This is a genomic window from Nonomuraea salmonea (assembly GCF_042428605.1).
GTDB lineage: Bacteria > Actinomycetota > Actinomycetes > Streptosporangiales > Streptosporangiaceae > Nonomuraea > Nonomuraea salmonea.
Genome location: NZ_JBHMCF010000029.1, coordinates 720,408 through 744,365, shown reverse-complemented (window position 1 = coordinate 744,365; position 23,958 = coordinate 720,408). Strand labels below are relative to the sequence as shown.

At 70.2% G+C, this 23,958-nt stretch carries 23 protein-coding genes and 1 tRNA gene; 20 read left to right on the top strand and 4 right to left on the bottom strand.

The features are described 5' to 3' along the window. The first annotated feature begins 29 nt into the window (after positions 1 to 29). The 8 genes from ACFFR3_RS27540 (at position 30) to ACFFR3_RS27505 (ending at position 5,217) form a co-directional block, all read left to right on the top strand. On the top strand, positions 30 to 737 hold the full coding sequence (locus ACFFR3_RS27540) for a TetR/AcrR family transcriptional regulator C-terminal domain-containing protein (protein WP_345387904.1): 708 nt from the start codon (positions 30 to 32) through the stop codon (positions 735 to 737). Positions 738 to 866: 129 nt separating this feature from the next. After that, positions 867 to 1,229: a hypothetical protein gene (locus ACFFR3_RS27535; protein ID WP_345387902.1), complete on the top strand. Its 363-nt coding sequence runs from the start codon at positions 867 to 869 to the stop codon at positions 1,227 to 1,229. Beyond that, entirely contained in the window at positions 1,226 to 1,603 is a 378-nt protein-coding gene (locus tag ACFFR3_RS27530) for a hypothetical protein (protein ID WP_364384642.1), read from the top strand. Before ACFFR3_RS27535 ends, ACFFR3_RS27530 begins: the two co-directional genes overlap by 4 nt. 31 nt (positions 1,604 to 1,634) lie before the next feature. Beyond that, the gene (locus ACFFR3_RS27525) at positions 1,635 to 2,240 is read left to right on the top strand and encodes an SRPBCC family protein (protein WP_364384639.1); all 606 of its coding nucleotides are present in this window, start codon (positions 1,635 to 1,637) and stop codon (positions 2,238 to 2,240) included. 124 nt (positions 2,241 to 2,364) lie between these two features. Beyond that, positions 2,365 to 3,606 carry a CynX/NimT family MFS transporter gene (locus tag ACFFR3_RS27520; RefSeq protein ID WP_379484075.1) on the top strand — a complete coding sequence of 414 codons (1,242 nt, stop codon included), beginning with the start codon at positions 2,365 to 2,367 and terminating at the stop codon, positions 3,604 to 3,606. A 95-nt stretch (positions 3,607 to 3,701) separates the two neighbouring features. After that, on the top strand, positions 3,702 to 4,433 hold the full coding sequence (locus tag ACFFR3_RS27515; RefSeq protein WP_379484074.1) for an alanyl-tRNA editing protein: 732 nt from the start codon (positions 3,702 to 3,704) through the stop codon (positions 4,431 to 4,433). A 32-nt stretch (positions 4,434 to 4,465) separates the two neighbouring features. After that, positions 4,466 to 4,687: a helix-turn-helix domain-containing protein gene (locus tag ACFFR3_RS27510; protein WP_345387892.1), complete on the top strand. Its 222-nt coding sequence runs from the start codon at positions 4,466 to 4,468 to the stop codon at positions 4,685 to 4,687. Beyond that, entirely contained in the window at positions 4,684 to 5,217 is a 534-nt protein-coding gene (locus ACFFR3_RS27505; protein ID WP_379484073.1) for a hypothetical protein, read from the top strand. Before ACFFR3_RS27510 ends, ACFFR3_RS27505 begins: the two co-directional genes overlap by 4 nt. A 4-nt stretch (positions 5,218 to 5,221) precedes the next feature. On the opposite strand, the gene sigJ is transcribed toward ACFFR3_RS27505, so the two are convergent. Continuing rightward, positions 5,222 to 6,115, bottom strand: a complete 894-nt coding sequence (sigJ, locus tag ACFFR3_RS27500; RefSeq protein ID WP_345387888.1) for an RNA polymerase sigma factor SigJ — start codon at positions 6,113 to 6,115, stop codon at positions 5,222 to 5,224. A 74-nt stretch (positions 6,116 to 6,189) separates the two neighbouring features. On the opposite strand from sigJ, the gene ACFFR3_RS27495 reads away from it, so the two are divergent. Further along, positions 6,190 to 6,262, top strand: a tRNA-Ala gene (locus ACFFR3_RS27495). 58 nt (positions 6,263 to 6,320) lie between these two features. On the opposite strand, the gene ACFFR3_RS27490 is transcribed toward ACFFR3_RS27495, so the two are convergent. Further along, a complete protein-coding gene (locus ACFFR3_RS27490) occupies positions 6,321 to 6,719 on the bottom strand; it encodes a VOC family protein (protein WP_345387886.1) in 399 nt (132 codons plus the stop codon). A gap of 90 nt (positions 6,720 to 6,809) precedes the next feature. Between ACFFR3_RS27490 and ACFFR3_RS27485 the strand changes: the two genes are divergently transcribed. Further along, positions 6,810 to 7,751, top strand: coding sequence for a helix-turn-helix transcriptional regulator (locus tag ACFFR3_RS27485; protein WP_345387884.1), 942 nt, complete (start codon positions 6,810 to 6,812; stop codon positions 7,749 to 7,751). A gap of 79 nt (positions 7,752 to 7,830) precedes the next feature. Here the strand turns inward: ACFFR3_RS27485 and ACFFR3_RS27480 are convergent, their stop codons facing one another. After that, on the bottom strand, positions 7,831 to 8,034 hold the full coding sequence (locus ACFFR3_RS27480; RefSeq protein WP_379484072.1) for a DUF4236 domain-containing protein: 204 nt from the start codon (positions 8,032 to 8,034) through the stop codon (positions 7,831 to 7,833). 156 nt (positions 8,035 to 8,190) lie between these two features. Here ACFFR3_RS27480 and ACFFR3_RS27475 point away from each other — a divergent pair, with 156 nt between their 5' ends. Further along, positions 8,191 to 8,937: a metallophosphoesterase gene (locus ACFFR3_RS27475; RefSeq protein ID WP_345387882.1), complete on the top strand. Its 747-nt coding sequence runs from the start codon at positions 8,191 to 8,193 to the stop codon at positions 8,935 to 8,937. Positions 8,938 to 8,980: 43 nt separating this feature from the next. Here the strand turns inward: ACFFR3_RS27475 and ACFFR3_RS27470 are convergent, their stop codons facing one another. Beyond that, positions 8,981 to 12,376, bottom strand: a complete 3,396-nt coding sequence (locus ACFFR3_RS27470; protein WP_379484071.1) for an alpha-L-arabinofuranosidase family protein — start codon at positions 12,374 to 12,376, stop codon at positions 8,981 to 8,983. A 229-nt stretch (positions 12,377 to 12,605) separates the two neighbouring features. Here ACFFR3_RS27470 and ACFFR3_RS27465 point away from each other — a divergent pair, with 229 nt between their 5' ends. The 9 genes from ACFFR3_RS27465 to ACFFR3_RS27425 all read left to right on the top strand — a co-directional run bounded on the left by ACFFR3_RS27465 (position 12,606) and on the right by ACFFR3_RS27425 (position 23,958). After that, positions 12,606 to 13,589, top strand: a complete 984-nt coding sequence (locus tag ACFFR3_RS27465; RefSeq protein ID WP_379484093.1) for a LacI family DNA-binding transcriptional regulator — start codon at positions 12,606 to 12,608, stop codon at positions 13,587 to 13,589. Between the two features lie 75 nt (positions 13,590 to 13,664). After that, a complete protein-coding gene (locus tag ACFFR3_RS27460; RefSeq protein ID WP_345387876.1) occupies positions 13,665 to 14,663 on the top strand; it encodes an ABC transporter substrate-binding protein in 999 nt (332 codons plus the stop codon). A 78-nt stretch (positions 14,664 to 14,741) separates the two neighbouring features. Further along, positions 14,742 to 16,253: a sugar ABC transporter ATP-binding protein gene (locus ACFFR3_RS27455; protein WP_364363078.1), complete on the top strand. Its 1,512-nt coding sequence runs from the start codon at positions 14,742 to 14,744 to the stop codon at positions 16,251 to 16,253. Further along, complete coding sequence (locus ACFFR3_RS27450; RefSeq protein WP_345387872.1) at positions 16,250 to 17,290, top strand: ABC transporter permease; 1,041 nt, start codon at positions 16,250 to 16,252, stop codon at positions 17,288 to 17,290. The genes ACFFR3_RS27455 and ACFFR3_RS27450 overlap by 4 nt, the downstream gene beginning before the upstream one ends. Positions 17,291 to 17,624: 334 nt before the next feature. Then, complete coding sequence (yjfF, locus tag ACFFR3_RS27445) at positions 17,625 to 18,620, top strand: galactofuranose ABC transporter, permease protein YjfF (protein ID WP_364363084.1); 996 nt, start codon at positions 17,625 to 17,627, stop codon at positions 18,618 to 18,620. 272 nt (positions 18,621 to 18,892) lie between these two features. Next, positions 18,893 to 20,002 carry a multiple monosaccharide ABC transporter substrate-binding protein gene (chvE, locus tag ACFFR3_RS27440; RefSeq protein WP_364363087.1) on the top strand — a complete coding sequence of 370 codons (1,110 nt, stop codon included), beginning with the start codon at positions 18,893 to 18,895 and terminating at the stop codon, positions 20,000 to 20,002. Positions 20,003 to 20,060: 58 nt separating this feature from the next. Beyond that, positions 20,061 to 21,590: a multiple monosaccharide ABC transporter ATP-binding protein gene (mmsA, locus tag ACFFR3_RS27435; protein WP_345387864.1), complete on the top strand. Its 1,530-nt coding sequence runs from the start codon at positions 20,061 to 20,063 to the stop codon at positions 21,588 to 21,590. A 5-nt stretch (positions 21,591 to 21,595) separates the two neighbouring features. Beyond that, positions 21,596 to 22,858, top strand: coding sequence for a multiple monosaccharide ABC transporter permease (gene mmsB, locus ACFFR3_RS27430; protein ID WP_345387861.1), 1,263 nt, complete (start codon positions 21,596 to 21,598; stop codon positions 22,856 to 22,858). Positions 22,859 to 22,944: 86 nt separating this feature from the next. After that, positions 22,945 to 23,958 carry a LacI family DNA-binding transcriptional regulator gene (locus ACFFR3_RS27425; protein WP_355412953.1) on the top strand — a complete coding sequence of 338 codons (1,014 nt, stop codon included), beginning with the start codon at positions 22,945 to 22,947 and terminating at the stop codon, positions 23,956 to 23,958.

The following is a 23,958-nucleotide window of genomic DNA, read 5'->3' as shown; positions in this document are numbered from 1 at the left end:
CACCGTATCACCCTCGTACGCTGTATCCCGTGACGTCTCCATGGTCGAAGCCCGCACCGCCCCGCCGCCCGGCGCTGACCAGGGAGGCGATCGTGGCCGCCGCCATCGCGCTCGCCGACGCCGAAGGACTGGACGCGGTCTCCATCAGGCGCGTGGCCGCCGAGCTCGGCGCCCGCACGATGACGCTGTACTCCCACATCGAGCGCAAGGAGGACCTCCTCGCGCTGATGGCCGACGAGATCGCCGCCGAGGCGCACGCCGCAGAGCCGCTCCCTGACGACTGGCGCGAGGCGCTGCTGCTGCTCGCCCGCCTCGAACGCGACCTCGTCCGCCGCCACCCCTGGCGGGTCGATCTCATCTCGCAGCGCGTCGCGGTCGGCCCCAACGGGCTGCGGCACGTCGAGCAGAAGCTGGCGGCCATCGGCAAGCTGGGCGTCGAGCGGCTGACGGCCTGGCGGATCCTCGCGGCGTTCAACGACTACATGACCGGCTTCGTGATCAGGCAGGCGCTGGAGCGCGCGGCGTCGCGTGAGGCGGGCATCAGCGAGGCCGAGCGGGCCGCGCCGGCCGAGCCGCACGTCAGGGAGCTGATCGCGGGCGGTGAGTTCCCCCTGCTGGGGCCGATGATCGAGCAGGGCGTGCAGGGAGCCGACGACAACTTCGAGCGCGGGCTCGGCTGGGTGCTCGACGGCATCGAGGCGCACCTGCGCGACCGGCCCCCGCCGGAAGACCGGTGAGGCGGGTCGTCGGCGGCGCCGGAAGGCCGGTGAGGGCGTCGGAAGGCCGGTGAGGCCGGGCGTCGGCGACGACGTCACGAGGCCGGTCGTCAGCGGGGGCGGGGCCCCTGGGCGATAGCCTTACCCCCGATGAACACCACCGTCTCCACGATCGTCATCTCCGGCTCGCTGCTGCTGATGCTGATGAGCCTGATCGTCGCGATCCGCAACCGTCCGATGGGCATGGTGCTGCTGGTCGGCTTCGCCCTGCTGGAGGTGGCGGTGCTGGTGCAGGCCGGGTTCGTGATCGCCGGGGTGGCGGGCGGCGCGGGGCCCGGCGACAAGGCCACGCTGTTCGGCTACGTCGGCGGCGAGGTGCTGATCCCGCCCGCCGCGGTGTTCCTCGCGCTGGCCGAGCGCAGCAGGTGGGGCTCGGCGATCCTGGCCGTGGCCGGGTTCGCGATCGCGGTGATGACGGCCAGGCTGCTGCAGATCTGGCAGGGCGTGGCGTGACCGGCTCGATCGGCACCGGGCCTGGGCGTGCGCTGATCGCCGTCTACGGGTTGTTCGCGCTGGCGGCAGGGGCGCGGGCGGGCGTGCAGATCGCCACCAGGTTCGGCGAGGCGCCGCTGGCGTACAGCCTGTCGGCGTTCGCGGCGGCGGTCTACATCCTGCTCACCGTCGCGCTGTGGCGCGGCGCCCGCCGGCTGGCGTTCGTCTCGCTCGGCATCGAGCTGGCCGGGGTGCTCGTCATCGGCACGCTCAGCGTGCTCGACCCGGCCGCCTTCCCCGACGAAACCGTGTGGTCCGCGTACGGCAAGGGTTACCTGTTCATCCCCCTCGTGCTGCCCCTCGTCGGCCTCTTCTGGCTGTGGCGCCGGCGTTAACGCCGGACGTGCCTGGGCAGTGGCTGATCCCATGAGCACGATCGAACACTCCGAAGACGTCAGGGTCCCCGTACGCGTCGCGTACGACCAGTGGACGCAGTTCGAAAGCTTCCCCGAGTTCATGGAGGGTGTGGAATCGGTCAAACAGCTCAGTGACACGCGTACGGCCTGGGTGGCCGACATCGCCGGTGTCCGGCGCGAGTTCGAGGCCGAGATCACCGAGCAGCACCCGGACGAGCGCGTCGCCTGGCGCAGCGTCGAGCGCCCCCACCACGCCGGCGTGGTGACCTTCCATCGCATCGACGAGAACACCACCAGGGTCACCCTCCAGATGGAGTACGACCCCGAGGGGTTCATCGAGACGGCCGGCGACTGGCTGCAGCTCGTCAGGATGCGCGTGGTCGGCGACCTCAAGCGGTTCAAGACGTTCATCGAGTCGCGCGGCGGCGAGACCGGCGCCTGGCGCGGCGACGTCCCGGGGCCGCATCAGGAGGGCTCCACGTACGGCGGCAGTGGCCAGCCCGTTCCCCCCGGCACGATCGGCGGCGGCGGCCAGGAGCCCGGAGGCACCCTGCCTCCTCCCGGCCCGATTCCCCCGAACGAGCCCCCCGCGATGCCGCCCAGGCCGGTGCTCTGACCGGTCAGGCGCGGTACCCCGAAAGCGCGGAGAACCCCCGGACCTGTCCGGGGGTTCTCCGCTGCCAGGAATAAAGCGACATTTCACTCCTGTTAGGGTGGTCATTCGTCCCATGATTTGATGAATGGAGGACCTCCCCAGCATGACCGTGCTCGCACAAGAGTCCCGTGGCAGCAACACCCGCCTCGCCTGGCTCCTCGTCCTGGGGATCGTCCTAGCCGCACTCAACCTGCGCACCGGGGTCACCAGCGTAGGCCCGCTGCTCGACCAGCTCGCCGCCGGGCTCGGCATGTCCAGCGTCGGCACCGGCCTGCTGACCACCCTGCCCGTGCTGGCCTTCGCCAGCGTCGGCGCGATCACCCCGACGCTGGCCAGGCGGATCGGCGAGCACCGGCTGCTGCTGCTCGCCCTCATCACGCTCGGCGCCGGGCTGCTGGTCAGGTCGCTGGTCGGCTCCGCCCCCGTGTTCCTGGTGAGCAGCGCGGTCGCGCTGTCCGGTGGCGCGGTCGGCAACGTGCTCATCCCGACGCTGATCAAGCGGCACTTCCCGGCGCGTACCGGGATCATGACCACCGTCTACACCACGGCCCTGGCGGTCGGCACGATGCTCGCCGCAGCCGCGACCGTGCCGATCGAGCGCGCGGCGGGGGACTGGCACGTCGCGCTCGGCGTCTGGGCGGCCCTGGCGCTCGTCGCCGCCATTCCGTGGCTCGCGCTGCTGCGCAGTGAGCCGGAGCGGGACACCGGGAGCCGGGACGCGGGCATCCGCACCCTGCTCCGCAGCAGGCTCGCCTGGATGATCGCCATCTACTTCGGCACCCAGTCGATGATCGCCTACATCATGTTCGGCTGGCTCGCCGCCATGCTGACCGACAACGGCTACACCACCCCCGAGGCGGGGCTGATCCTCGGCGTCTTCACCGCGCTGAACATCCCCGTCTCGATCGTCGTCCCCATGGTCGCCTCGCGCTTCCGCGACCAGCGGCCGCCCGTCGTCGGGCTCGTCGCGTTCTACGCGGTCGGCTTCCTCGGCCTGTGGTTCGCGCCGGCCTCGACGGCCATGGTGTGGGTGGTGTTCGTGGCCGTGGGCATGGGCTCCTTCCCGCTGGCGCTGATGATGCTGGGGCTGCGCACCCGTACGCCGGAGAGCACGGCCGCCCTGTCTGCCTTCGGCCAGAGCGCCGGCTACCTCATCGCCGGCGCGGGGCCGCTGCTGGTCGGCGTGCTGCGGGAGACGACCGGGGGCTGGTCGCTGCCGTTCGGGATGATCTTCGTCGTCCTCGTCGTCCAGCTCCTCACCGGCCTGTACGCCGGCCGCGCCCGCTATCTGGAGGACGAGCGCGACGCTGCCAGAATGACCGGGTGAAATCCACTGTCGTCACCTTTCCCAGCGGCCTGACCAGCGGCCGCTCACAGATCGTCGGGACCGTGCCGGTTGAGGGGGGCAGGCACGGTCTCGTCGTGTCCGAGACCCCTTTCCATCCTCTTGATCACACCTGGCCCGACCAGCCGGCCGACCGGGGCACGCTCGGCGGCCTGCCGGTGCTCGACTGCGTGACGGGGGCGGCCGACGATTCCGGCGAGATCCTGCTGGGTCCCGCCATCCCCGTGCGGCGGGGCGCCGAGGGGTGGGAGTGGCTGGTGGTCCACGTCACCGAGTCGCCGCTGCCCGTGGGCGAGGAGGTGGACCTCTCGGTGGATCGCGAGCACCGTACGGCGCTGTCCGCCGGCCACACCGCCTGCCACCTCGCCGCGCTCGCGCTCAACGCCGTGCTGGCCGATCGGTGGCGCAAGGAGGCGCGGCCGGACTCGCTCGGCAATCCCGACTTCGACCAGGCCGCGATCACCTCCTCCCGCATCGAGCCCCACGGCAGCGTGGACGTCTACCGGCTCGGCAAGTCCCTGCGCAAGAAGGGCTTCTCCGCCGAGGACCTCGACCCCGCGCAGGTCGCCGCGCAGGTGAACGAGCTGCTGGCGGGGTGGGTGGCCGCCGACGCGCCCGTACGCGTGGAGGTGCCGGGGCCCGAGCTGACCGCCCGGCGCACGTGGCACTGCTCGCTGCCGGAAGGTGAGGCGTCGATCCCGTGCGGCGGCACCCATCTCACCCGTACGTCGGAGCTGGGCCGCGTCTCGGTCGCGCTCACGCTGGACGACGCGGCGCTCACCATGAGGACGACTGTCAGCATGTGTTGACAGACGGCCTCGTGTCAGCGCATGCTGACACCATGGACGTCAAGGAACTGGCCGAGACGGCCGCAGGACGCGACCCCCATGACGGGCTGCGGGCCGTGGCCGCGCTCAGGGCGCTGCTGGAGGAGCTGGAGGCGGTCCACGTGTCCACCGCCCGCGCGCAGGGCTGGTCCTGGGAGCAGATCGCCGACGCGCTGGGAGTCCGGCGGCAGTCGGCGCACCGCAAGCACGCACGCAGGACGGGGAGAAGCCGATGATGTTCGCCAGGTTCGCCGAGGGTGCCCGTGCGGCCGTGGTCGCGGGCGGGATCCACGCGCTGGACGCGGGACTGCCCGCGCTCGACACCGGGCCGCTCCTGCTCGGGCTCGCGGAGGTGCGGCCGTTCCGGCTGGAGCACTTCACCGCCGCCCCCGCCGACGTGCGCCGGCACGCCGCGCTGCCCGACCCCCGCGCGCTGCTCGCCACGCTGGGCATCGACCTCGACGAGGTGCACCGCCGCACCCGCGCCGGTGCCGCCGACCCCCGGCGGTGGTCGTTGCGCCGCTCCCGCCTGCGCCCGCTCCGCGTCACCCTGTACGGGCCGCTCGGCGAGCTGCCGCTCACCATGCACGCCAGGAAGGTCGTGGAGGTGGCGGCGTCCCGCCCCGGCCCGGTGACCGGCGAACGCCTCCTGTGGGGCCTGCTCGCCGACGCCGCCAACGGCGCGGAACGGATGCTGCGCGCGTCAGGCGTGAACGTGTCCGCAGTGGTCCGCGAGGCCGCCATCCCGACCCGCCACGCCGCCTGACCGATCAGGCGGTGGGGTGGAGGTGGGCGATCTTCTCGGGGTTGGCCATCAAGTAGATCGTCTCGACGCGGCCGTCCACGATCACGAGGGACAGGACGCCGACGACCCGGTCGCCGGCCGACATGACGATGCCGGGGGCGCCGTTGATCGTGTCCATGGTGAACGACCAGTCCGGCACGTCCGGCAGGCCGATCGAGGCCATGAACTTGGCGATGTTCTCCTGCGTGGTGATGGAGGCGAGGAAGCGGCCGACGTTCGCGGAGCCGGTGATGGCGCGCAGCGCCGCCCTGGCCTTGCCGCCGCCGTCGCTGACCAGCTGCACCTTGTCGGACAGCAGCGTGATCAGCCCGTCGAGGTCGCCTTCCGCCGCCGCGCCGAAGAACCGCTCGGTGATCCGGCGGCGCTCGTCGCGGTCCACGTCGAAGCGCGGCCGCCGCTCGCGTACGCGCTCACGCGCCCGCCTGGCGAGCTGCCTGACGGCCGGCTCGTTGCGTCCGACGATCTCCCCGATCTCCGCGAACGGCAGGTCGAACGCCTCCCGCAGCACGAACACGGCCCGCTCCAGCGGCGTCAGCGTCTCCAGCACGACCAGCAGCGCCAGCTCGACGGAGTCGGCCAGCGCGGCGTGCTCGGCGACGTCGGGCCCGGTGGAGATCGGCTCGGGCAGCCACGGCCCGACGTACGACTCCCGCCGCGCCTTCAGCTGCCGCAGCCGGTCGATGGCCAGCCGCGAGGTCACCCTGACGAGATAGGCCTTGGGGTCGGCGACGTCCGCGCGATCGGCCCCCGACCAGCGCAGCCACGCCTCCTGGACGACGTCTTCCGCGTCGGTCACGCTGCCCAGGATGCGGTAGGCGACGGCGGTCAGCAGACTGCGGTGCTCCTCGAAGGTCGGCATGAACCCTAAGACGTACCACAGAGCCGCGACGTGACACGAGGGCTCCGAACCTCCGTTACACTTGTTGATCGCAAGGGGCTATGGCGCAGTTGGTAGCGCGCCTCCATGGCATGGAGGAGGTCTGGGGTTCGAATCCCCATAGCTCCACAGGATGTCGAGCAGCGCCCCGCCTGATGGCGGGGCGTTTCGCGGTTCCGGGGGCTGCTCAGCGGCCGTCGAGCACGGCCAGGTAGTGCGGGTTGCGCATGACGCCGAGCACGTTGCCGAACGGGTCCACCACCGACGCCGTGACGAAGCCGGAGCCGTCGCCCTGCTCCCTGATCGGCTGGTGCTCCTTGGCGCCCATGCTGAGCAGCCGCTCCACCGTGGCCTCCAGGTCGTCCACGTGCCAGTACATGATGGCGCCCGCCGGCTGCCCGGTCGTGCCGGGCGGGGCGTAGCGGCCGTCGATGATGCCGAACTCGTGCTGGTAGTCGCCCAGGCGGAACTCGACGTATCCGGGGCGGCGGTAGTACGGCTCGACGCCGAGGAACTCGGTGTACCACGCCTGCGCGGCCTCGTGGTCGGCGGCCCAGAACGTCAAGGTGGCGAATCCGCGGAGCATGTCGGTGTCCTTCCGGTTGCTGGTACGAAGACCAGGATGCTCCGGAAAAGTGCTCATCTTCTGACTACTTTTCCGGAGAGAATCGGTGACATGCGAGCTGATCGACTGGTGGCCGCGCTGCTGCTCATGCAGGCGCGCGGCAGGGTGACCGCGGCGGAGCTGGCCGAGGAGCTGGAGGTGTCGGTGGCCACCGCGCGCCGCGACCTGGAGGCGCTGTCGGCGGCGGGCGTCCCCGTCTATCCGCAGGCGGGGCGGGGCGGCGGGTGGCGGCTGCTGGGCGGTGCGCGTACCGACCTGAGCGGGTTGTCCTCCTCGGAGGCGCAGGCGCTGTTCCTGCTCGCCGGGCCCGCCGCGCCCGCGACGCCCGAGGTGCGCTCGGCGCTGCGCAAGCTGCTGCGGGCGCTGCCCGCGACGTTCAGGGAGGGCGCGGCGGCGGCGGCGAGCGCGGTCGTGGTCGATCCCGCCGGCTGGGGCGCGACCGGGAAGGAGCCGCCCGACGCGGTGCGGGTGCTGCGGGACGCCACCGTGCGGCGGCGCCGGGTCAGGCTGGCGTACGAAGGGCGGGACGGGCGCAGCGAGCGGCTGGTCGATCCGTACGGGCTGGTGGACAAGGACGGCGTCTGGTACCTGCTGGCCGGCACAGAGCGCGGGCGGCGGACCTTCCGGGTGGACCGGATCACCGGGGCCGAGCCGACGGAGGAGGAGTTCGAGCGGCCCGATGACTTCGAGGCGGGAGCCGCCTGGCAGGAGGTCGTCGAGGAGATGGAACGGCGGCGCTCGACGGTCGCGGCCACCGTGCTCATCGCGGCGCGGTTCGTCCCGATCCTGCGGGACAGGTTCGGGCGGCACTGCGAGGTCGTCGGCGAGGAGGAGGACGGGCGGGCCAGGGTGCGGGTGGCGGCCCCGATGGCCGTGACGCTCGCCGAGCAGCTCGCCGGGTGGGGCGCGCGGGCCGAGGTGGTGGAGCCCGAGGAGGTCAGGACGGAGCTGGCCCGCATCGGCGCCGAACTCGTCGCCGGCTACGCCCCCTGACCGGTGAGAAAAGGGGCGGGCCGGAGGTATAAGCCTCCGGCCCGTTTCTATGACGAGCGGTCACGAGGACCGCCGAGGGTCAGTAGGGGTGGTGGCGGCGCCGGCCGCCGAACGTCTTGCCGAGGTGGAAGCCGCCGGGCAGGCGCACCGACACGTGACGGCGGCCGTCGGGGGTGGTCGAGACGTGGAAGCGGCGTCCGCCGAAGCTGTGGCCGATGCCGTGCCGTGAAAGGTTGATCCGGAACGGACCCACTTTGACCGACTTGTTGTAGTGCCAGCCCACTGTCCCTCCTCCACCGTCATGCGCTCAGTCGGAAGAACGTCCGGAACGGCGGCCGGGTTCCCGGACTGGTCGGGCGTACGCACGCGGAAGTGGCTCTGAGCCCGCCGGCGGGCTCGGTCTACGTTAGGAGCAGGACCTAGGGAAGGGGCTACCGACATGATCGTGATCGGGCATCTGAGTGACGTCCACATCGGCGCCACGGCCGAGACCGTCACCCGTACGGCGGCGGTCATGCGTTACCTCGACGCGCTGCCCGCCGACCTCGACGCCGTGCTCGTCACCGGCGACATCGCCGACCACGGCACGGCCGAGGAGTACGAGAGCGCCGCCAAGCTCCTCACCTCCCGCCACCCCGTCCTGATCGGGCCCGGCAACCACGACGTGCGCGCCGAATTCCGCCGCGTCCTGCTGGGCCGGCCGGCCGATGACCGGCCGGTCAACCAGGTGCTGCGGACCCCGAACGCGATCTACGCGATGTGCGACTCCTCCATCCCCGGCGAGGCCGCCGGCCACCTGGAGGACGAGACGCTCGACTGGCTCGCGGGGGTGCTGGCGGGCAGCGGCGGGCTGCCGGTGTTCGTGGCCTTCCACCACCCGCCGGTCATGCTGCACGGCCCTGGCATCGACGGCATCAGGATGCACCGGACGGAACGCCTCGAAGCGCTGCTCGCCGAGCATCCGAACGTGCCCGCCGTGCTGGTGGGCCACGCGCACACGGCCGCCGCCACCACGTTCGCGGGCCGGCCGCTGCTGGTGGGCGGCGGCGTGGTGTCCACGCTGAAGCTGCCCTGGGAGGGCGGCGTCAGCTTCGCCGAGGCCATCGACTACGCCCTGCCGCCGCTGATCGCCTTCCACGTGTTCGACGGCGCCAGGATGACCACGCACTACCGCGTCGTGCCGTGAGCGGAGACGGGCCCCCGGGCCCAGGGGGCCCGTCTCCGCACGGTCACGGTTCGGTGAGCTCGATGAACGTCACCGAGTACGCCGGGAAGTCGTAGGTGAAGGCCGAGGAGAAGCCGGTCACCCGCTGCCGCCGCGGCGAGATGCGGTCGGGGTCGGACAGGGAGTTGACGTCGGAGGGCGACCCGGTCAGCGTCGTCACGGTGGCCGACGGGCGGAGCCGTGCCGGGCCGAGGTCCACGCTCCCGCGTACGGCACTGTCCTGCGCGTTGACGACCTTGAGCGTGATCGACTTCCCGTCCCTGGAGACCACCTGGTAGAGCGGCTCCACCCGGGAGGCGTCGACGAACTCGTCGACCTTCTCGCCGTCCAGCCAGGTCGTGATCGTGCGCCCGCTGACCTGCACCTTCAGCCGGTGGTCGCGGCCGGTCTCGACGGTGGCGGAGGAGGTGGCGATGGACGACTTGCCGCCGTTGACCGCCTTCTCGACGGCGGACTGGGTGTTGTTCCAGCCGCCGACGTTCCACCAGTAGTAGTTGCCGCTGTCGCGGACCCCGAACATGATCAGGAAGCCCTCGGCGCCGGCGGTCTTGCGTGCCGTCACCTCGATCGTGTAGTTCGACCAGTCGGCCGAGCCCGCCGTGGACCTGGCGTCCTCGACCTGCGCGGTCTGGACGTACGCGCCGTCCTGCACCGCCCACGTGCCGAGCCCCGGCGACCAGCGGCCGGCGCCGGCCGAGAAGTCGTCCGCCAGCAGCACGGTGCCGTCGGCCGCGGTGACCTTGACGTCGTCGTAGCGGACCGCGGTGTTCCACGCGCCCAGCCCGACGGCGCCCCTGATGTCCTCGACCGGCCGCGGCTCGCCCTCGAACCTGCTGGGCACGACCCGGTCGCCGGCGTTCGTGGCGAACAGGCGCTGCACGTGGTAGCTGGGCGAGCCGTACGCCTGGTCGTTGTCGAACCAGATGAGGTCGGGCGACCAGTCCACGTAGTCGACGTTGGCCAGCAGCGGCGCGTACGACGCCAGCTTCACCACGTCGGAGTTGCGCTCGATGCCCGTCAGGTACGACGCCTCGCTCAGCGCGTTGTAGAAGGTGTTGCCCCGGGAGGCGTACTCGCCCACGAACACCTGCGGCCCCTCGCGGTCGTAGGAGTCGTAGCGGTGGTTGTTGGCGAGGAACCAGTCGGGGTTGTTGTAGTAGTGCTCGTCGACGAGGTCGGCCTTCTGGTCACGGGCGAACTGCCACATCCGGTCGAACCAGGCGCCCTGCGAGGTCTGCCCCGAGTTGCTGATGATCGTGATGTCGGGATGCTTCGCCCTGATCGCGGCGGCGAACTTCGGATAGTTGGTGAAGAACTCCTCGTAGATCTCCTCGTTGCCGAGCCCGATGTACTCCAGCCCGAACGGCTTCGGATGCCCCATCTCGGCCCGCTTCTTCCCCCAGGGGGAGGTGGCGGGGCCGTTGGCGAACTCGATGAGGTCGAGCGTGTCCTGCACCCAGCGGGCCAGCTTGGCCTCGTCGGTGAGCGGCCGGTTCTCGCCGCAGCCGTTGACGCCGACCGACAGCACCGGCAGCGCCTTCGCGCCGATGTCCTCGGCGAACTGGAAGTACTCGTAGTAGCCGAGGCCGTAGCTCTGGTTGTAGCCCCAGAAGTTGAAGTTGGTGGGCCGCTCCTCGACCGGGCCGATCGTCTCCTTCCACTGGTAGATGCGGCGCCGGTCGCCGGTCTCCGCGTACGGGTCGTAGGTGCCGACGTTCGTCACGCAGCCGCCGGGGAAGCGCAGGAACCGCGGTTCGAGGTCGGCGATCAGTTTCGCCAGGTCGGCCCGCATCCCGTGCCCCTTGTACGTCTCACGCGGGAACAGCGACACCATGTCGAGGTCGGTCCGCCCGGCGGGCGCCTGCACGACGAGCCGCCCCGCGTCGGTCGTGGCGGAGGCGGTGAACGACGCCCGGTACCTGGCCCAGCCGCCCGCCTTCACCCGCACGGTGGCCCGGCCCAGCATCGTCGTGCCGTCCTCGGCGGTGACCGTGAGCGTGCCCGGCTCGCTGCGCCTGGCCCACAGCGACAGGTCGTAGCGCTCGCCCTCGCGCAGCGGCAGGCCCCGGTTGAAGCCGGCGTTGCGCACCCCGGCCGTGCCCGTCCCGGTCACGTCGAGGCGCAGGTAGTTGCGGTTGTTCGCGTTGAGCGGGCGGTCGCCGGTGACGGCCAGGGCGGCGGTCGCGCCGCGCTCGGCCTTGGTCCAGGCGGTCAGTCCCGTGTAGGTGGGCTCGTCGGTCGCGTTGAACTCGAACGAGCGGTTCTGCACCAGCTCGGCGTACAGGCCGCCGTCGGCGGCGTGGTTGATGTCCTCGTAGAAGACGCCGTACAGGTCGGGGCTGACCTTCGTGCCCTTGGCCCGGGTGTCCACGGTCAGCTCGCCCGTGGTGTACCCCTCGACGCGGAACCTGGCGGGCGGCGTGCCCATGACGAGCGCGCCGCCGCTGACGGCGACGGCCCGATCGCCCGAGGTGAGCGTGACCTTGCCGCCGCCCGCGTCGGTGAGCTTGAAGACCGAGCCCTGGGCGGACAGGCGCACCTTGGCCGCCGCCTCCAGGTACTTCCCGCCGGCCACGTCCTTGAGCCTGACGCCGTCGCCGCTCGGCTCGGCGGTGAAGGCCAGGCTCGTCATGCCCGCAGACGCCGAGGCGCGCACCGCGCCCGAGCGCTCGGCCGTCAGGTACGGCCGCTCCGCCGCCCGCAGCGTGAACGTCCCCTCGGGCACCACCGCCCGGCCAGGGGCCGCCTTGATCGCGAAGTAGTCGAAGTCCACCCGCATGGAGGTGCCGTTCTGGGCCGAGAGCCCGAACAGCCCGACCTGCCCGACCGCGAGCCTGGCGGTCATCCTGGACGCCTCCACCCAGGCGGCGCCGTCCCAGTAGGAGGAGACGAACTCGTCGCCGGTGCGCGCCAGCTTGAGCACCTCGGCGGTGGAGCCGGGCCGGGCCGAGAAGGCGGAGGTGAAGGCGGCGCCGGCCTCGGTGGCCGTCTCGATGACCGGGCCGCCTTCGAAGCCGACGTGGGCGAGCCCGGCGCGGACGTAGTTGTCCCAGTCCTGCCAGGCCAGCAGGCCCGCGCTCTGGTAGTCGAGCGCCACGGGGGCGCTGAGCCGCGTCACCACCTCGAAGTCGCCGTCGGGGACGTCCACGAGGAAGAGGTTGCGCGCGTTGTTGGTGGCCTGGTGGGTGTCGCCGGTGGAGGTGCCGAGGTGCAGGGCGCCGCCGGACAGGCTCCAGCGGGAGTCGTCGGGGGACAGCACGCTCCAGTCGGGGCCGAGCGTGGTGCCGTCGAACTCGTCCACGACGGCGCCGCCGGGTAAGGGGGCGGGTTCTGTGGGCGCGCGGGCGGGCGCCACCAGGGAAGCGGCCACGAGCAGGGCCGACAGGATGATGCGCGACATGAGCGGGGGGCTCCTCACGAGTTGTTAGCGTTAACACAGAAGTGAGCGTTAACAAGCGCGATCAGCGCCACGTTAGGGACGTCCGACCAGGGGCGTCAAGAGGCGGCTGTGTAACCCGACCGTAATCCGGCGAGCCCTTGACGGAAGGGATTGTGAGCGTTCACAGTCGGGGCCAAGCCAGGAAAGGAGCACGGCCGTGAGATCCACCCTGGGGCGCCGCCTGCCTGTCATGGCCGACGTGGCCAGAGAGGCCGGCGTGTCGCATCAGACCGTCTCACGCGTGCTCAACGACCATCCGAACGTCCGCAGCGAGACCCGTACGCGGGTGCTCCAGGCCATCGACAAGCTCGGCTACCGCCGTAACCTCGTCGCCCGCGCCCTGGTCACCAAGCACTCCAGGACGCTCGGCGTGGTCAGCTTCGACACCACCCTGTACGGCCCGGCCAGCACCGTCTACGGCATCGAGCAGGCGGCCAGGGCGGCCGGCTACTTCGTCAGCATCGTCAGCCTCACCTCGATCGACAGGGCCGGCGTCCGCGACGCCCTCGACTACCTGGCCGACCAGGGCGTGGACGGCGCGGTGGTGGTCGCGCCGCAGCGCTCGGCCGCCCAGGCGCTGGCCGACCTGCCGTCCGGCATCCCCACGGTCGCCGTCGAGGGCGGGCAGGCCGGCGAGGTGTCGGTGGTCTGCGTCGACCAGGTCGCGGGCGGCAGGCTCGCCACCGAGCACCTGCTCGCGCTCGGCCACGAGACGGTCTGGCACGTCGGGGGTCCCTCCGACTGGCTGGAGGCGGAAGGGCGGGTGGCCGGGTGGCGGGCCGCGCTGGAGGAGGCGGGCCGCGAGATCCCGCGGCCGCTCGCCGGTGACTGGAGCCCGCGATCGGGCTACGAGGCGGGCCGCGGCCTGGCGAGCATGAGGAACGTCACGGCGGTCTTCGTCGCGAACGACCAGATGGCGCTCGGCGTGCTGCGGGCGTTCGGTGAGCAGGGGGTGAGAGTGCCCGAGCAGGTGAGCGTGGTCGGCTTCGACGACGTGCCCGAGTCGGCGTACTTCTCCCCGCCGCTCACGACCATCAGACAGGACTTCGGCGCGGTGGGAAGGCACAGCATCGAGGTGCTGGTACGGCAGCTCAAAGGCGGCCTCGAAGAGCGGGAGCGGCTCGTGGTGCCGCCCTCGTTCGTGGCCAGGGCCAGTACGGCCCCTCCGGCCTGAGCGAGCTGTGGAAAGGCAGGACGCGCTGGCGCCCAACCGGGCCTGTTAGCGCTCACATCGAAAGGAACCCCCCACGTGTTAAGAAGGATCTCGGCGCTGGTGCTCGCCGGACTCACCGCGTTCGCGGTGGCGTCGTGCGGCAGCGAGAGCGGCGGCGGCACCGGTGGCGACGCGGGTGCCGGTGGCGGGACGGACGACACGATCGTCATGGGCTTCTCCCAGGTCGGCGCGGAAAGCGGCTGGCGTACCGCCAACACCAAGTCCGTCCAGGAGTCGGCGAAGGCGGCGGGCATCGAGCTCAAGTTCTCCGACGCGCAGCAGAGGCAGGAGAACCAGATCAAGGCGATCCGCTCGTTCATCCAGCAGCGGGTGGACGTGATCGCCTTCTCGCCGGTGGTGGAGTCGGGCTGGGACCCGGTGCTCAACGAGGCCAAGAACGCGAAGATCCCGGTCATCCTGACCGACCGCGCGGTCGACTCCCAGGACACCTCCCTCTACAAGAGCTTCCTCGGCTCCGACTTCATCGAGGAGGGCAAGAAGGCGGGCCAGTGGCTGGTCGAGGAGTACAAGGACTCCTCCGACACCGTGAACATCGTCGAGCTGCAGGGCACGACCGGCTCGGCCCCGGCCAACGACCGCAAGGCCGGCTTCGCCGAGGTCATCCAGGCCGACGCGAAGTTCAAGATCATCGCCTCGCAGACCGGCGACTTCACCAGGGCCAAGGGCAAGGAGGTCATGGAGGCCTTCCTGAAGTCCAACCCCGACATCGACGTCCTCTACGCCCACAACGACGACATGGGGCTCGGCGCCATCGAGGCGATCGAGGGCGCGGGCAAGGTGCCCGGCAAGGACATCAAGATCATCACCGTGGACGCGGTGAAGGACGGCATGCAGGCGCTCGCCGACGGCAAGATCAACTACATCGTCGAGTGCTCGCCGCTGCTCGGCCCGCAGCTCATGGACCTCGCCAAGAAGGTCGTCGCGGGCGAGGAGGTGCCGACCCGGGTGGTGACCGAGGAGACCACGTTCACCCAGGAGCAGGCCAAGGAGGCGCTGCCCTCCCGCCAGTACTGACCCGCAGGGCGTGACGACGACGAGCGGCGGCCCGGAGCAGGCGCCCGGGCCGCCGCCCCAACGGAAGGGGAAAGGCACATGGCCGTACCCGCGCCGGTCCTGACGATGAGCGGGATCGGCAAGAGGTTTCCGGGGGTGACGGCCCTGGACGGCGTGAACCTGCGGCTGCTGCCCGGCGAGGTGCACGCGCTGATGGGCGAGAACGGGGCGGGCAAGTCCACCCTGATCAAGGTGCTCACCGGCGTGTACGCCGCCGACGCCGGCACGATCGAGCTGGGCGGCGCGCCCGTGGCGTTCGCCAGCCCGCTGGAGGCGCAGCAGGCCGGCATCAGCACGGTCTACCAGGAGGTCAACCTCTGCACGAATCTGTCCGTGGCCGAGAACATCCTGCTCGGCAGGGAGCCGCGCCGCCTCGGCCGCATCGACTGGCGGCGCATGCGGGCCCGCGCGGGTGAGCTGCTGGCCCGGCTGGAGCTGGAGCTGGACGTGGCGGCGCCGCTGTCGTCGTACTCGCTGGCCGTCCAGCAGATGGTGGCGATCGCGCGGGCGATCGACATCGACGCGCGGGTGCTGATCCTGGACGAGCCGACCTCCAGCCTCGACGCCGACGAGGTGCGCCAGCTGTTCAGGGTGATGCGGCGGCTGAAGGAGGAGGGCATCGCGATCCTGTTCGTCTCGCACTTCCTCGACCAGATCTACGAGATCTCCGACCGCATGACGATCCTGCGCAACGGCCGGCTGGTCGGCGAGTACGCCACCCGCGAGCTGCCGCAGGTCGAGCTGGTCGCGAAGATGATCGGCAAGGAGCTGGCCGCGCTGGAGCGGCTGCACGGCACGGCCACGGTGTCCGGCACGCCGCTGGTCGAGGCGCGCGAGCTGGGGCGTACCGGGGCGATCGAGCCGTTCAGCCTGACCATCCACGAAGGCGAGGTGGTGGGACTGGCCGGGCTGCTCGGCTCCGGCCGTACGGAGATCGCCCGGCTGCTGTTCGGCGCCGACCACGCGAGCACGGGCGAGATCGCGGTCGGCGGCGCACCGGCGTCCTTACGCACGCCGCGCACGGCGATGACCCACCAGATCGCGTTCTGCTCGGAGAACCGCAAGTCCGACGGTCTGATCCCCGACCTCACCGTCCGCGAGAACATCATCCTGGCCCTGCAGGCCACCAGGGGCTGGACCAGGCCGGTGCCCCGCGACCAGCAGGACGAGCTGGTCGGCAAATACATCAAGGCGCTCAACATCAGCCCGCCCAACCCCGAGCACCTGGTCCGCGACCTCAGCGGCGGCAACCAGCAGAAGGTGGTGCTGGCGAGGTGGCTGATCCTGGAGCCCAGGCTGCTCATCCTCGACGAGCCGACCCGCGGCATCGACGTCGGCGCGAAGACCGAGATCCAGCGCCTGGTGGCGGAGCTGTCGGACGGCGGGATGGCGGTGCTGTTCATCTCGGCGGAGCTGGAGGAGGTGCTGCGGCTCAGTCACAAGGTCGAGGTGCTGCGTGACCGCCGGCTGGTGGCCGAGCTGCCCAACGACGCCGAGCTGACCACCGACGTGCTGATGGAGACGATCGCGAGCGGAGGCCGGGCCTCATGAGACGCCTGATGTGGCCGGTCGTGGTGCTGGTCCTGCTGCTGGCGCTGAACGTGTTCTTCACGCCCGGCTTCTTCTCGATCGAGGTCAAGGACGGCCACCTCTACGGCAGCCTGATCGACATCCTGCGCTTCGGCGCGCCGCTCATCCTGGTCTCGCTCGGCATGACGCTGGTCATCGCGACCGGCGGCATCGACCTGTCGGTCGGCTCGGTGGTGGCCATCTCGGGCGCGCTCGCCTGCCTGCTCATCAGCGAGGAGGCGAGCCTGTTCACCGCGGTGGCGGTGGCCCTCGGGCTGTGCCTGGCGCTCGGGGTGTGGAACGGGTTCCTGGTCGCCGGCATCGGCATCCAGCCGATCATCGCCACGCTGATCCTCATGGTGGCCGGGCGCGGGCTGGCCCAGCTCATCACCGACGGGCAGATCATCACCGTCAACAGCCCGGCGTACAAGGTGATCGGCGGCGGCTACTTCCTGACCGTGCCGTTCGGCATCCTCATCGTGGTGGCGGTGCTCGCGATCACCGCGTTCCTGACCAGGCGGCTGGCGCTCGGCATGCTGATCGAGTCGGTCGGCGGCAACGCCGAGGCGAGCAGGCTGGCGGGCATCAGGTCGCGCGGGATCATCGTCATGGTCTACGCCTTCGCCGCCCTGTGCGCGGGCGTCGCGGGCCTGATGATCAGCTCGAACGTCTCCAGCGCCGACGGCAACAACGCGGGCCTGTGGATCGAGCTGGACGCGATCCTGGCGGTGGTGATCGGCGGCACGTCGCTGGCCGGCGGGCGCTTCTCGCTCGGCGGCACCGTGCTGGGCGCGCTCATCATCCAGACGCTGACCACCACCATCTACTCGATCGGCGTGCCGCCGGAGACGACGCTGCTGTTCAAGGCGCTGGTCGTGACCGCGGTGTGCCTGATCCAGTCGCCGGCGTTCCGCGCGAAGGTGATGCGGCGGCGCGGGCGGGCGTCACCACTGAACCCGCCCGCCACGGCCGCGGCACCCAGTGAGGCGGCTAGCACGCCGGACGGAGTGAGGTCTTGACATCCTCCCCTTCGTAACGAGGGGGATTCCCACGGTCGCCCGTGAGGCTTCCTGCTTCACCGCCGGTCGCCCGCCCGAGAAAGGAACTCTCGTTGAGGTCTTACACCAGCTCCACAGGCGTTTCACCTCTCCGCCAGCCCGGCGGCGAGGATGTTTCCGATCGTTCGTCCGATGGCTTGGTCATCACCACCGTCGAACACATTACCGAACCCTGCGGTGCCGCGCCGGGTTTTGACGCCGGTTCGCCTGACAGTGAACCGGCTGCCCCTGTCCTGCTCCTCAGGGGTCCGATTCCTCCCGCGCCTGAAGGCGGGGGTTTCCTCGGAGGTGTCTGATGACCACGATGAGCGGGACGGCGACGCTCGGGCGGATGCCGGTGCCGGCGAAGTATCTGCCGGTCCTGGTGACCGGCTGCCTGTTCGTGGCCATGTTCGTGGCGGGCGGGATCCGCTACGAGGGGTTCGCGCACGGGCAGGTCATTCTCAACGTCTTCATCGACAACGCGTTCCTGCTGGTGGTGGCGGTGGGGATGACGTTCGTGATCCTGACGGGGGGCATCGACCTGTCGGTGGGGTCGGTGGTGGCGCTGTCGACGATGATCGCGGCCAGCCTCATGTCGGGGCCTGGATGGCCGCCGTACCTCGTGGTGCCGCTGGTGCTGGCCATCGGGGCCGGGCTCGGGCTGGTGATGGGGTACATCGTGCACGCCTTCGACATCCAGCCGTTCATCGTGACCTTGGCGGGCATGTTCCTGGCGCGCGGGCTCTGCTACACGATCGGCACCGACTCGATCCCGATCAGGGACGCCACGTTCACGGCGTTCGCGCAGACCAGGGTCGATCTGTTCGCCGATCTGTGGATCTCGCCGAGCGTGGTGATCGCGGTCGTGGTGGTCGCGGTGGCGGCGTACGTGCTGCACTACACCCGCTTCGGCCGGTCGGTCTACGCGACGGGCGGCAACGCGCAGTCGGCGCTGCTCATGGGGCTGCCGGTGGGCCGGACGAAGATCATGGTCTACACGATCAGCGGGTTCTGCTCGGCGCTCGGCGGGGTGCTGCTGTCGTTCTACATGCTCTCCGGTTACGGCCTGCACGCGGTGGGCATGGAGCTGGACGCGATCGCGGCGGTGGTCATCGGCGGCACGCTGCTGACCGGCGGCACCGGGTTCCTGCTGGGGACCGTGCTCGGCGTGCTCGTGCTCGGCCTGATCCAGACCGTCCTCAGCTTCGAGGGGACGCTGTCGTCATGGTGGACGAAGATCGTCATCGGCATGTTGCTCTTCGTCTTCATCCTCCTGCAGCGGCTGTTCTCCGCACGAACACGGAGGTGAGGAGGGGGTAACCGTAAAGAAACCTGCCCAATCGGGCGGCCGGCCAGGCGTCATGCCTGGTCAGGCCGGAGATCGAGGGCCCGAGCATCCGACTGGAAAGTTACCATCAGGTTATGCCCCGGCGTTGACATAGTCTTTGTTAGCGATAACAATCGGGCGAAGCAGGTGTGAACTTTGTTCTGATTCGTCACGTTCGGTGGCTGAATCTCCTCACTTTACCCGGCAGCAGCCGCGTTCCAGCGCTGCCGCGACCCCTATGGAAAGGGACACTCATGAGGTTGGGACGAATCGGGGGCGTGGTGTCGGCCATCGCGCTCGCCGCGACCATGACGGCGTGCGGATCGAGCACGAAGACCGTCGACGCCGACGCCTCCGCATCGGCCGCGGCAGGCAACGCCGGCGCCCTGATCGGCGTGACGATGCCCACCAAGTCCTCCGAGCGCTGGATCCATGACGGCGACAACGTCAAGAAGCAGCTCGAGCAGCTCGGCTACAAGGTCGACCTCCAGTACGCCGAGAACGACATCCCGACGCAGGCCAACCAGATCGAGAACCAGATCACCAAGGGCGCCAAGCTCCTGATCATCGCCTCGATCGACGGCACCGCGATCACCTCCCAGCTGCAGCAGGCCGCCGACGCGAAGATCCCGGTCATCGCCTACGACCGGCTGATCCGCAACAGCCCCAACGTCGACTACTACGCCACCTTCGACAACTTCAAGGTCGGCGTGCAGCAGGCGACGTCCCTGCTCAAGGGCCTCGGCGTCGAGGACGGCAAGAAGGGCCCGTTCAACGTCGAGCTGTTCGGCGGCTCGCCCGACGACAACAACGCCACGTTCTTCTGGAACGGCGCCATGTCGGTGCTCCAGCCGAAGATCGACGACGGCACCCTGGTGATCAAGAGCGGCCAGACCGACTTCAAGCAGGCCGCCATCCTGCGGTGGGACCCCGCCACGGCGCAGAAGCGCATGGAGGACATCATCACCAAGACCTACACCGGCTCCACCAAGGTCGACGGCGTGCTGTCCCCCTACGACGGCCTGTCCATCGGCATCCTGTCGGCGCTGAAGAGCTCCGGCTACGGCAAGCCGTACCCGATCGTGACCGGCCAGGACGCCGAGCTCCAGTCGGTGAAGTCGATCATCTCCGACGAGCAGTACTCCACGATCTTCAAGGACACCCGCAAGCTCGCCGAGCAGACGGTGAAGATGGCCGACGCCGTGCTCAAGGGCCAGCAGCCCGAGGTGAACAACACCAAGGACTACGACAACGGCAACAAGGTCGTGCCCTCGTACCTGCTCGACCCGGTGATCGTCGACAAGAGCAACTACAAGGACGTCATCGTCGGCGGCAACTACTACACCGAGGACCAGCTCAAGTAAGGGAGCGTGCCCCTGGGGACGACCGTTCCCAGGGGCACTCCCTGAACGCGAGGGGCATATGACCGAGCACATCTTGCGGATGAGCGGGATCACCAAGACGTTCCCCGGCGTCAAAGCGCTCCAGGACGTCAACCTGTCGGTTCGGCACGGCGAGATCCACGCCATCTGCGGCGAGAACGGCGCAGGGAAGTCGACGCTGATGAAGGTCCTGTCCGGGGTCTACCCGCACGGGGACTACGAGGGCGAGATCTTCTTCGAGGGGCAGCGCTGCGAGTTCGGCGGCATCCGCGACAGCGAGCACGCCGGCATCGTCATCATCCATCAGGAGCTGGCGCTCAGCCCGCAGCTGTCGATCGCCGAGAACATCTTCCTCGGCAACGAGCGCGCCAGCCGCGGCATCATCGACTGGAACCGCACCAACTACGAGGCCGCCGAGCTGATGAAGCGGGTCGGCCTGCGGGAGAACCCGACGACGCCGATCTCCGACATCGGCGTGGGCAAGCAGCAGCTCGTCGAGATCGCCAAGGCGCTGTCGAAGAAGGTGAAGCTGCTCATCCTCGACGAGCCCACCGCGGCGCTCAACGACGACGACTCCGCGCACCTGCTCGACCTGCTGCGCGGGCTGCGCGACGAGGGCATCACCTGCGTGATCATCTCGCACAAGCTCAACGAGGTGATCGCGATCGCCGACGCCGTCACGATCATCCGCGACGGCCGCACGATCGAGACGCTGGACATGGCCACCGACGCCGTCACCGAGGACCGCATCATCGCGGGCATGGTCGGCCGGGCGCTGGACAACCGCTTCCCGCCGCACGAGCCGACGATCGGCGACGAGGCGCTGCGCATCGAGGACTGGACGGTGTTCAGTCCGAGCCAGCCGGACCGCAAGGTCGTCGACGGCGCCTCTCTGATGCTGCGGCGCGGCGAGATCGTCGGGCTGGCCGGGCTCATGGGCGCCGGCCGCACCGAGCTGGCGATGAGCCTGTTCGGGCGCACGTACGGGGTGCACATCTCCGGCAAGGTCTTCAAGGACGGCAAGCCGATCGAGATCCGCAACGTGCAGGACGCGATCAACCACGGCATCGCGTACGCCTCCGAGGACCGCAAGCGCTACGGGCTCAACCTCATCCAGGACATCAAGACCAATATCAGCGCCGCCGGGCTCAAGGGCCTGGCCAAGCGCGGCTGGGTGAACGAGAACGAGGAGTACCGGGTCGCCGAGAAGTTCCACAAGAGCATGAACATCAAGGCCCCGAGCGTCGGCAGCGTCGTGGGCCAGCTCAGCGGCGGCAACCAGCAGAAGGTCGTGCTGTCCAAGTGGATCATGACCGAGCCGGACGTGCTCATCCTCGACGAGCCCACCCGGGGCATCGACGTCGGCGCCAAGTACGAGATCTACACGATCATCAACCGGCTCGCCGACGAGGGCAAGGCCGTGCTCGTGATCTCCTCTGAGCTGCCCGAGCTGCTCGGCCTGTGCGACCGCATCTACGCCCTCTCCGAAGGACGCATCACCGGCGAGGTACCCCGCCAGGAGGCCACCCAGGAAAGCCTCATGTATCTCATGACCAAGGGACAGGAGTAGCTCCCATGAGCAGCATCACGCCCACCGGCCTGCGTGAGGCCGGCGCCGCGGGCGACGGAGGAGCGCCCAAGCAGCCGGGCCGGGTGTCGCTCGGCGGCATATCGCTCAACCTGCGCTCCAGCGGCATCTACATCGCCTTCGCACTGATCGTCGTGCTGTTCTCGGTGCTCACCGACGGCGCGCTGCTCACGCCGCAGAACATCTCCAACATCATCGTCCAGAACTCCTACGTCCTGATCCTCGCGATCGGGATGATCCTGGTCATCATCGCCGGGCACATCGACCTGTCGGTCGGCTCGGTGGTGGCGGTCACGGGAGCGCTGGCCGCGGTGCTGATGGTCAACATGGGCTGGCCGTGGCCGCTGGCCCTGCTCGCCACGCTGGTGGCGGGCGCGCTGATCGGCGCATGGCAGGGCTACTGGATCGCGTACTTCGGCATCCCGGCGTTCATCGTGACGCTGGCCGGCATGCTGCTGTTCCGCGCGCTGACGCTGACCGTGCTCGGCAACCAGGGCATCGGGCCGTTCCCCGACCAGGTCCGTACGCTGGCCAACGGCTTCACCGACGGCTACCTCGGCAACATCGGCCTCGGCCCGCTCGGCGGCGCCGACCTGTTCAGCCTGCTCATCGGCATCATCGCGATCGCCGGCATGTTCACCGCCCAGTGGCGGGCCCGCGCCGCGCGCAAGGGGTACGGCCAGTCGGTCGAGCCCATGGCGCTGTTCGCGCTGAAGCTGGCGGCGGGGACCGCGCTGATCCTGTTCCTGGTCGTGCAGCTGGCCAGGTTCAAGAACCTGCCGTGGGTGCTGGTGCTGCTGGCGATCCTCGTGCTGGCGTACTCGCTGATGGCCAACCGCACGGTCTTCGGCCGGCAGATCTACGCCATCGGCGGCAACCTGCAGGCCGCGATCATGTCCGGCGTGAAGGTCAAGTCTGTCGTGTTCTGGATCTTCGTGAACATGGGCGTGCTGTCGGCCATCGCCGGCATCATCTTCGCCGGCCGGCTCAACCAGGCGGGCCCGACCGCGGGCAACAGCTTCGAGCTGGACGCGATCGCCGCGGCGTTCATCGGCGGCGCGGCCGTGCAGGGCGGCGTCGGCAAGGTGGTCGGCGCGATCACCGGTGGCCTGATCATGGCCGTCATCAACAACGGCATGTCGCTGATCGGCTCCCCGAGCGAGCGGGTCATGCTCGTCAAGGGCGCGGTGCTGCTGGCCGCCGTCGCGTTCGACGTGTGGACCAAGCGCAGGGCGGGCGCCGGCCGCTGACGGCTACGGCTCGGGGGAGCCCGCGGCACCAAGATCCGGTACCCGGGCTCCCCTGAGTAAGATCCCCCAGAGCGAAAGGAGAGACCGTGACGACACCGAAGCGCCGCCTGCCGGTCATGGCCGACGTGGCCAAGGAGGCGGGCGTGTCGCATCAGACGGTCTCCCGGGTGCTCAACGACCACCCCAACGTCAGGCCCGACACCCGCGCGCGGGTGGAGGAGGCGATCAGCCGGCTCGGCTACCGCCGTAACCTCGTCGCCCGCGCCCTGGTCACCAAGCGCTCGCGCACCCTCGGCGTGGTCAGCTTCGACACCACCCTGTACGGCCCGGCCAGCACGATCTACGGCATCGAGCAGGCGGCGCGGACGGCCGGCTACTTCGTCAGCATCGTCAGCCTGAAGTCGCTCGACACCGCCAGCGTCCGCGACGCCATCGGCTACCTGGCCGAGCAGGGCGTGGACGGCGTCGTGGTGGTGGCGCCGCAGCGCTCGGCCGGCCGCGCCCTGGAGAGCCTGCCCCCTGGCATGCCGGCCGTCGCGGTCGAGGGCACTCACAGCGCCGACGTGTCGGTGGTCTGCATCGACCAGGCGGAGGGGGCCAGGCTCGCCACCCGTCACCTGCTCGACCAGGGCCACGAGACGGTCTGGCACGTCAGCGGCCCGCACGACTGGCTGGAGACCGAGGGCCGCCTCGAGGGCTGGCGCTCGGCGCTGGAGGAGGCGGGCAGGCCGGTGCCCGAGCCGCTGGCCGGCGACTGGAGCCCGCGCGCCGGCTACGAGGCGGGCAAGAGCCTGGCCGCGATGGACGGCGTCACCGCCGTCTTCGCGGCCAACGACCAGATGGCGCTCGGCGTGCTGCGCGCCCTGTCCGAGAAGGGAGTGCGGGTGCCCGACCAGATGAGCGTGGTCGGCTTCGACGACATCCCCGAGTCGGAGTTCTTCTCGCCGCCGCTCACCACGGTCAGGCAGGACTTCGACGTGGTGGGCCGGCACTGCATCGAGGTGCTGCTGCGGCAGATCGACGTGGGCCCGACCGCGTTCGAGCGCCTGGTCGTGCGGCCGAGCTTCGTGGTTCGGGCCAGCACCGCCCCTGTCCGGTAG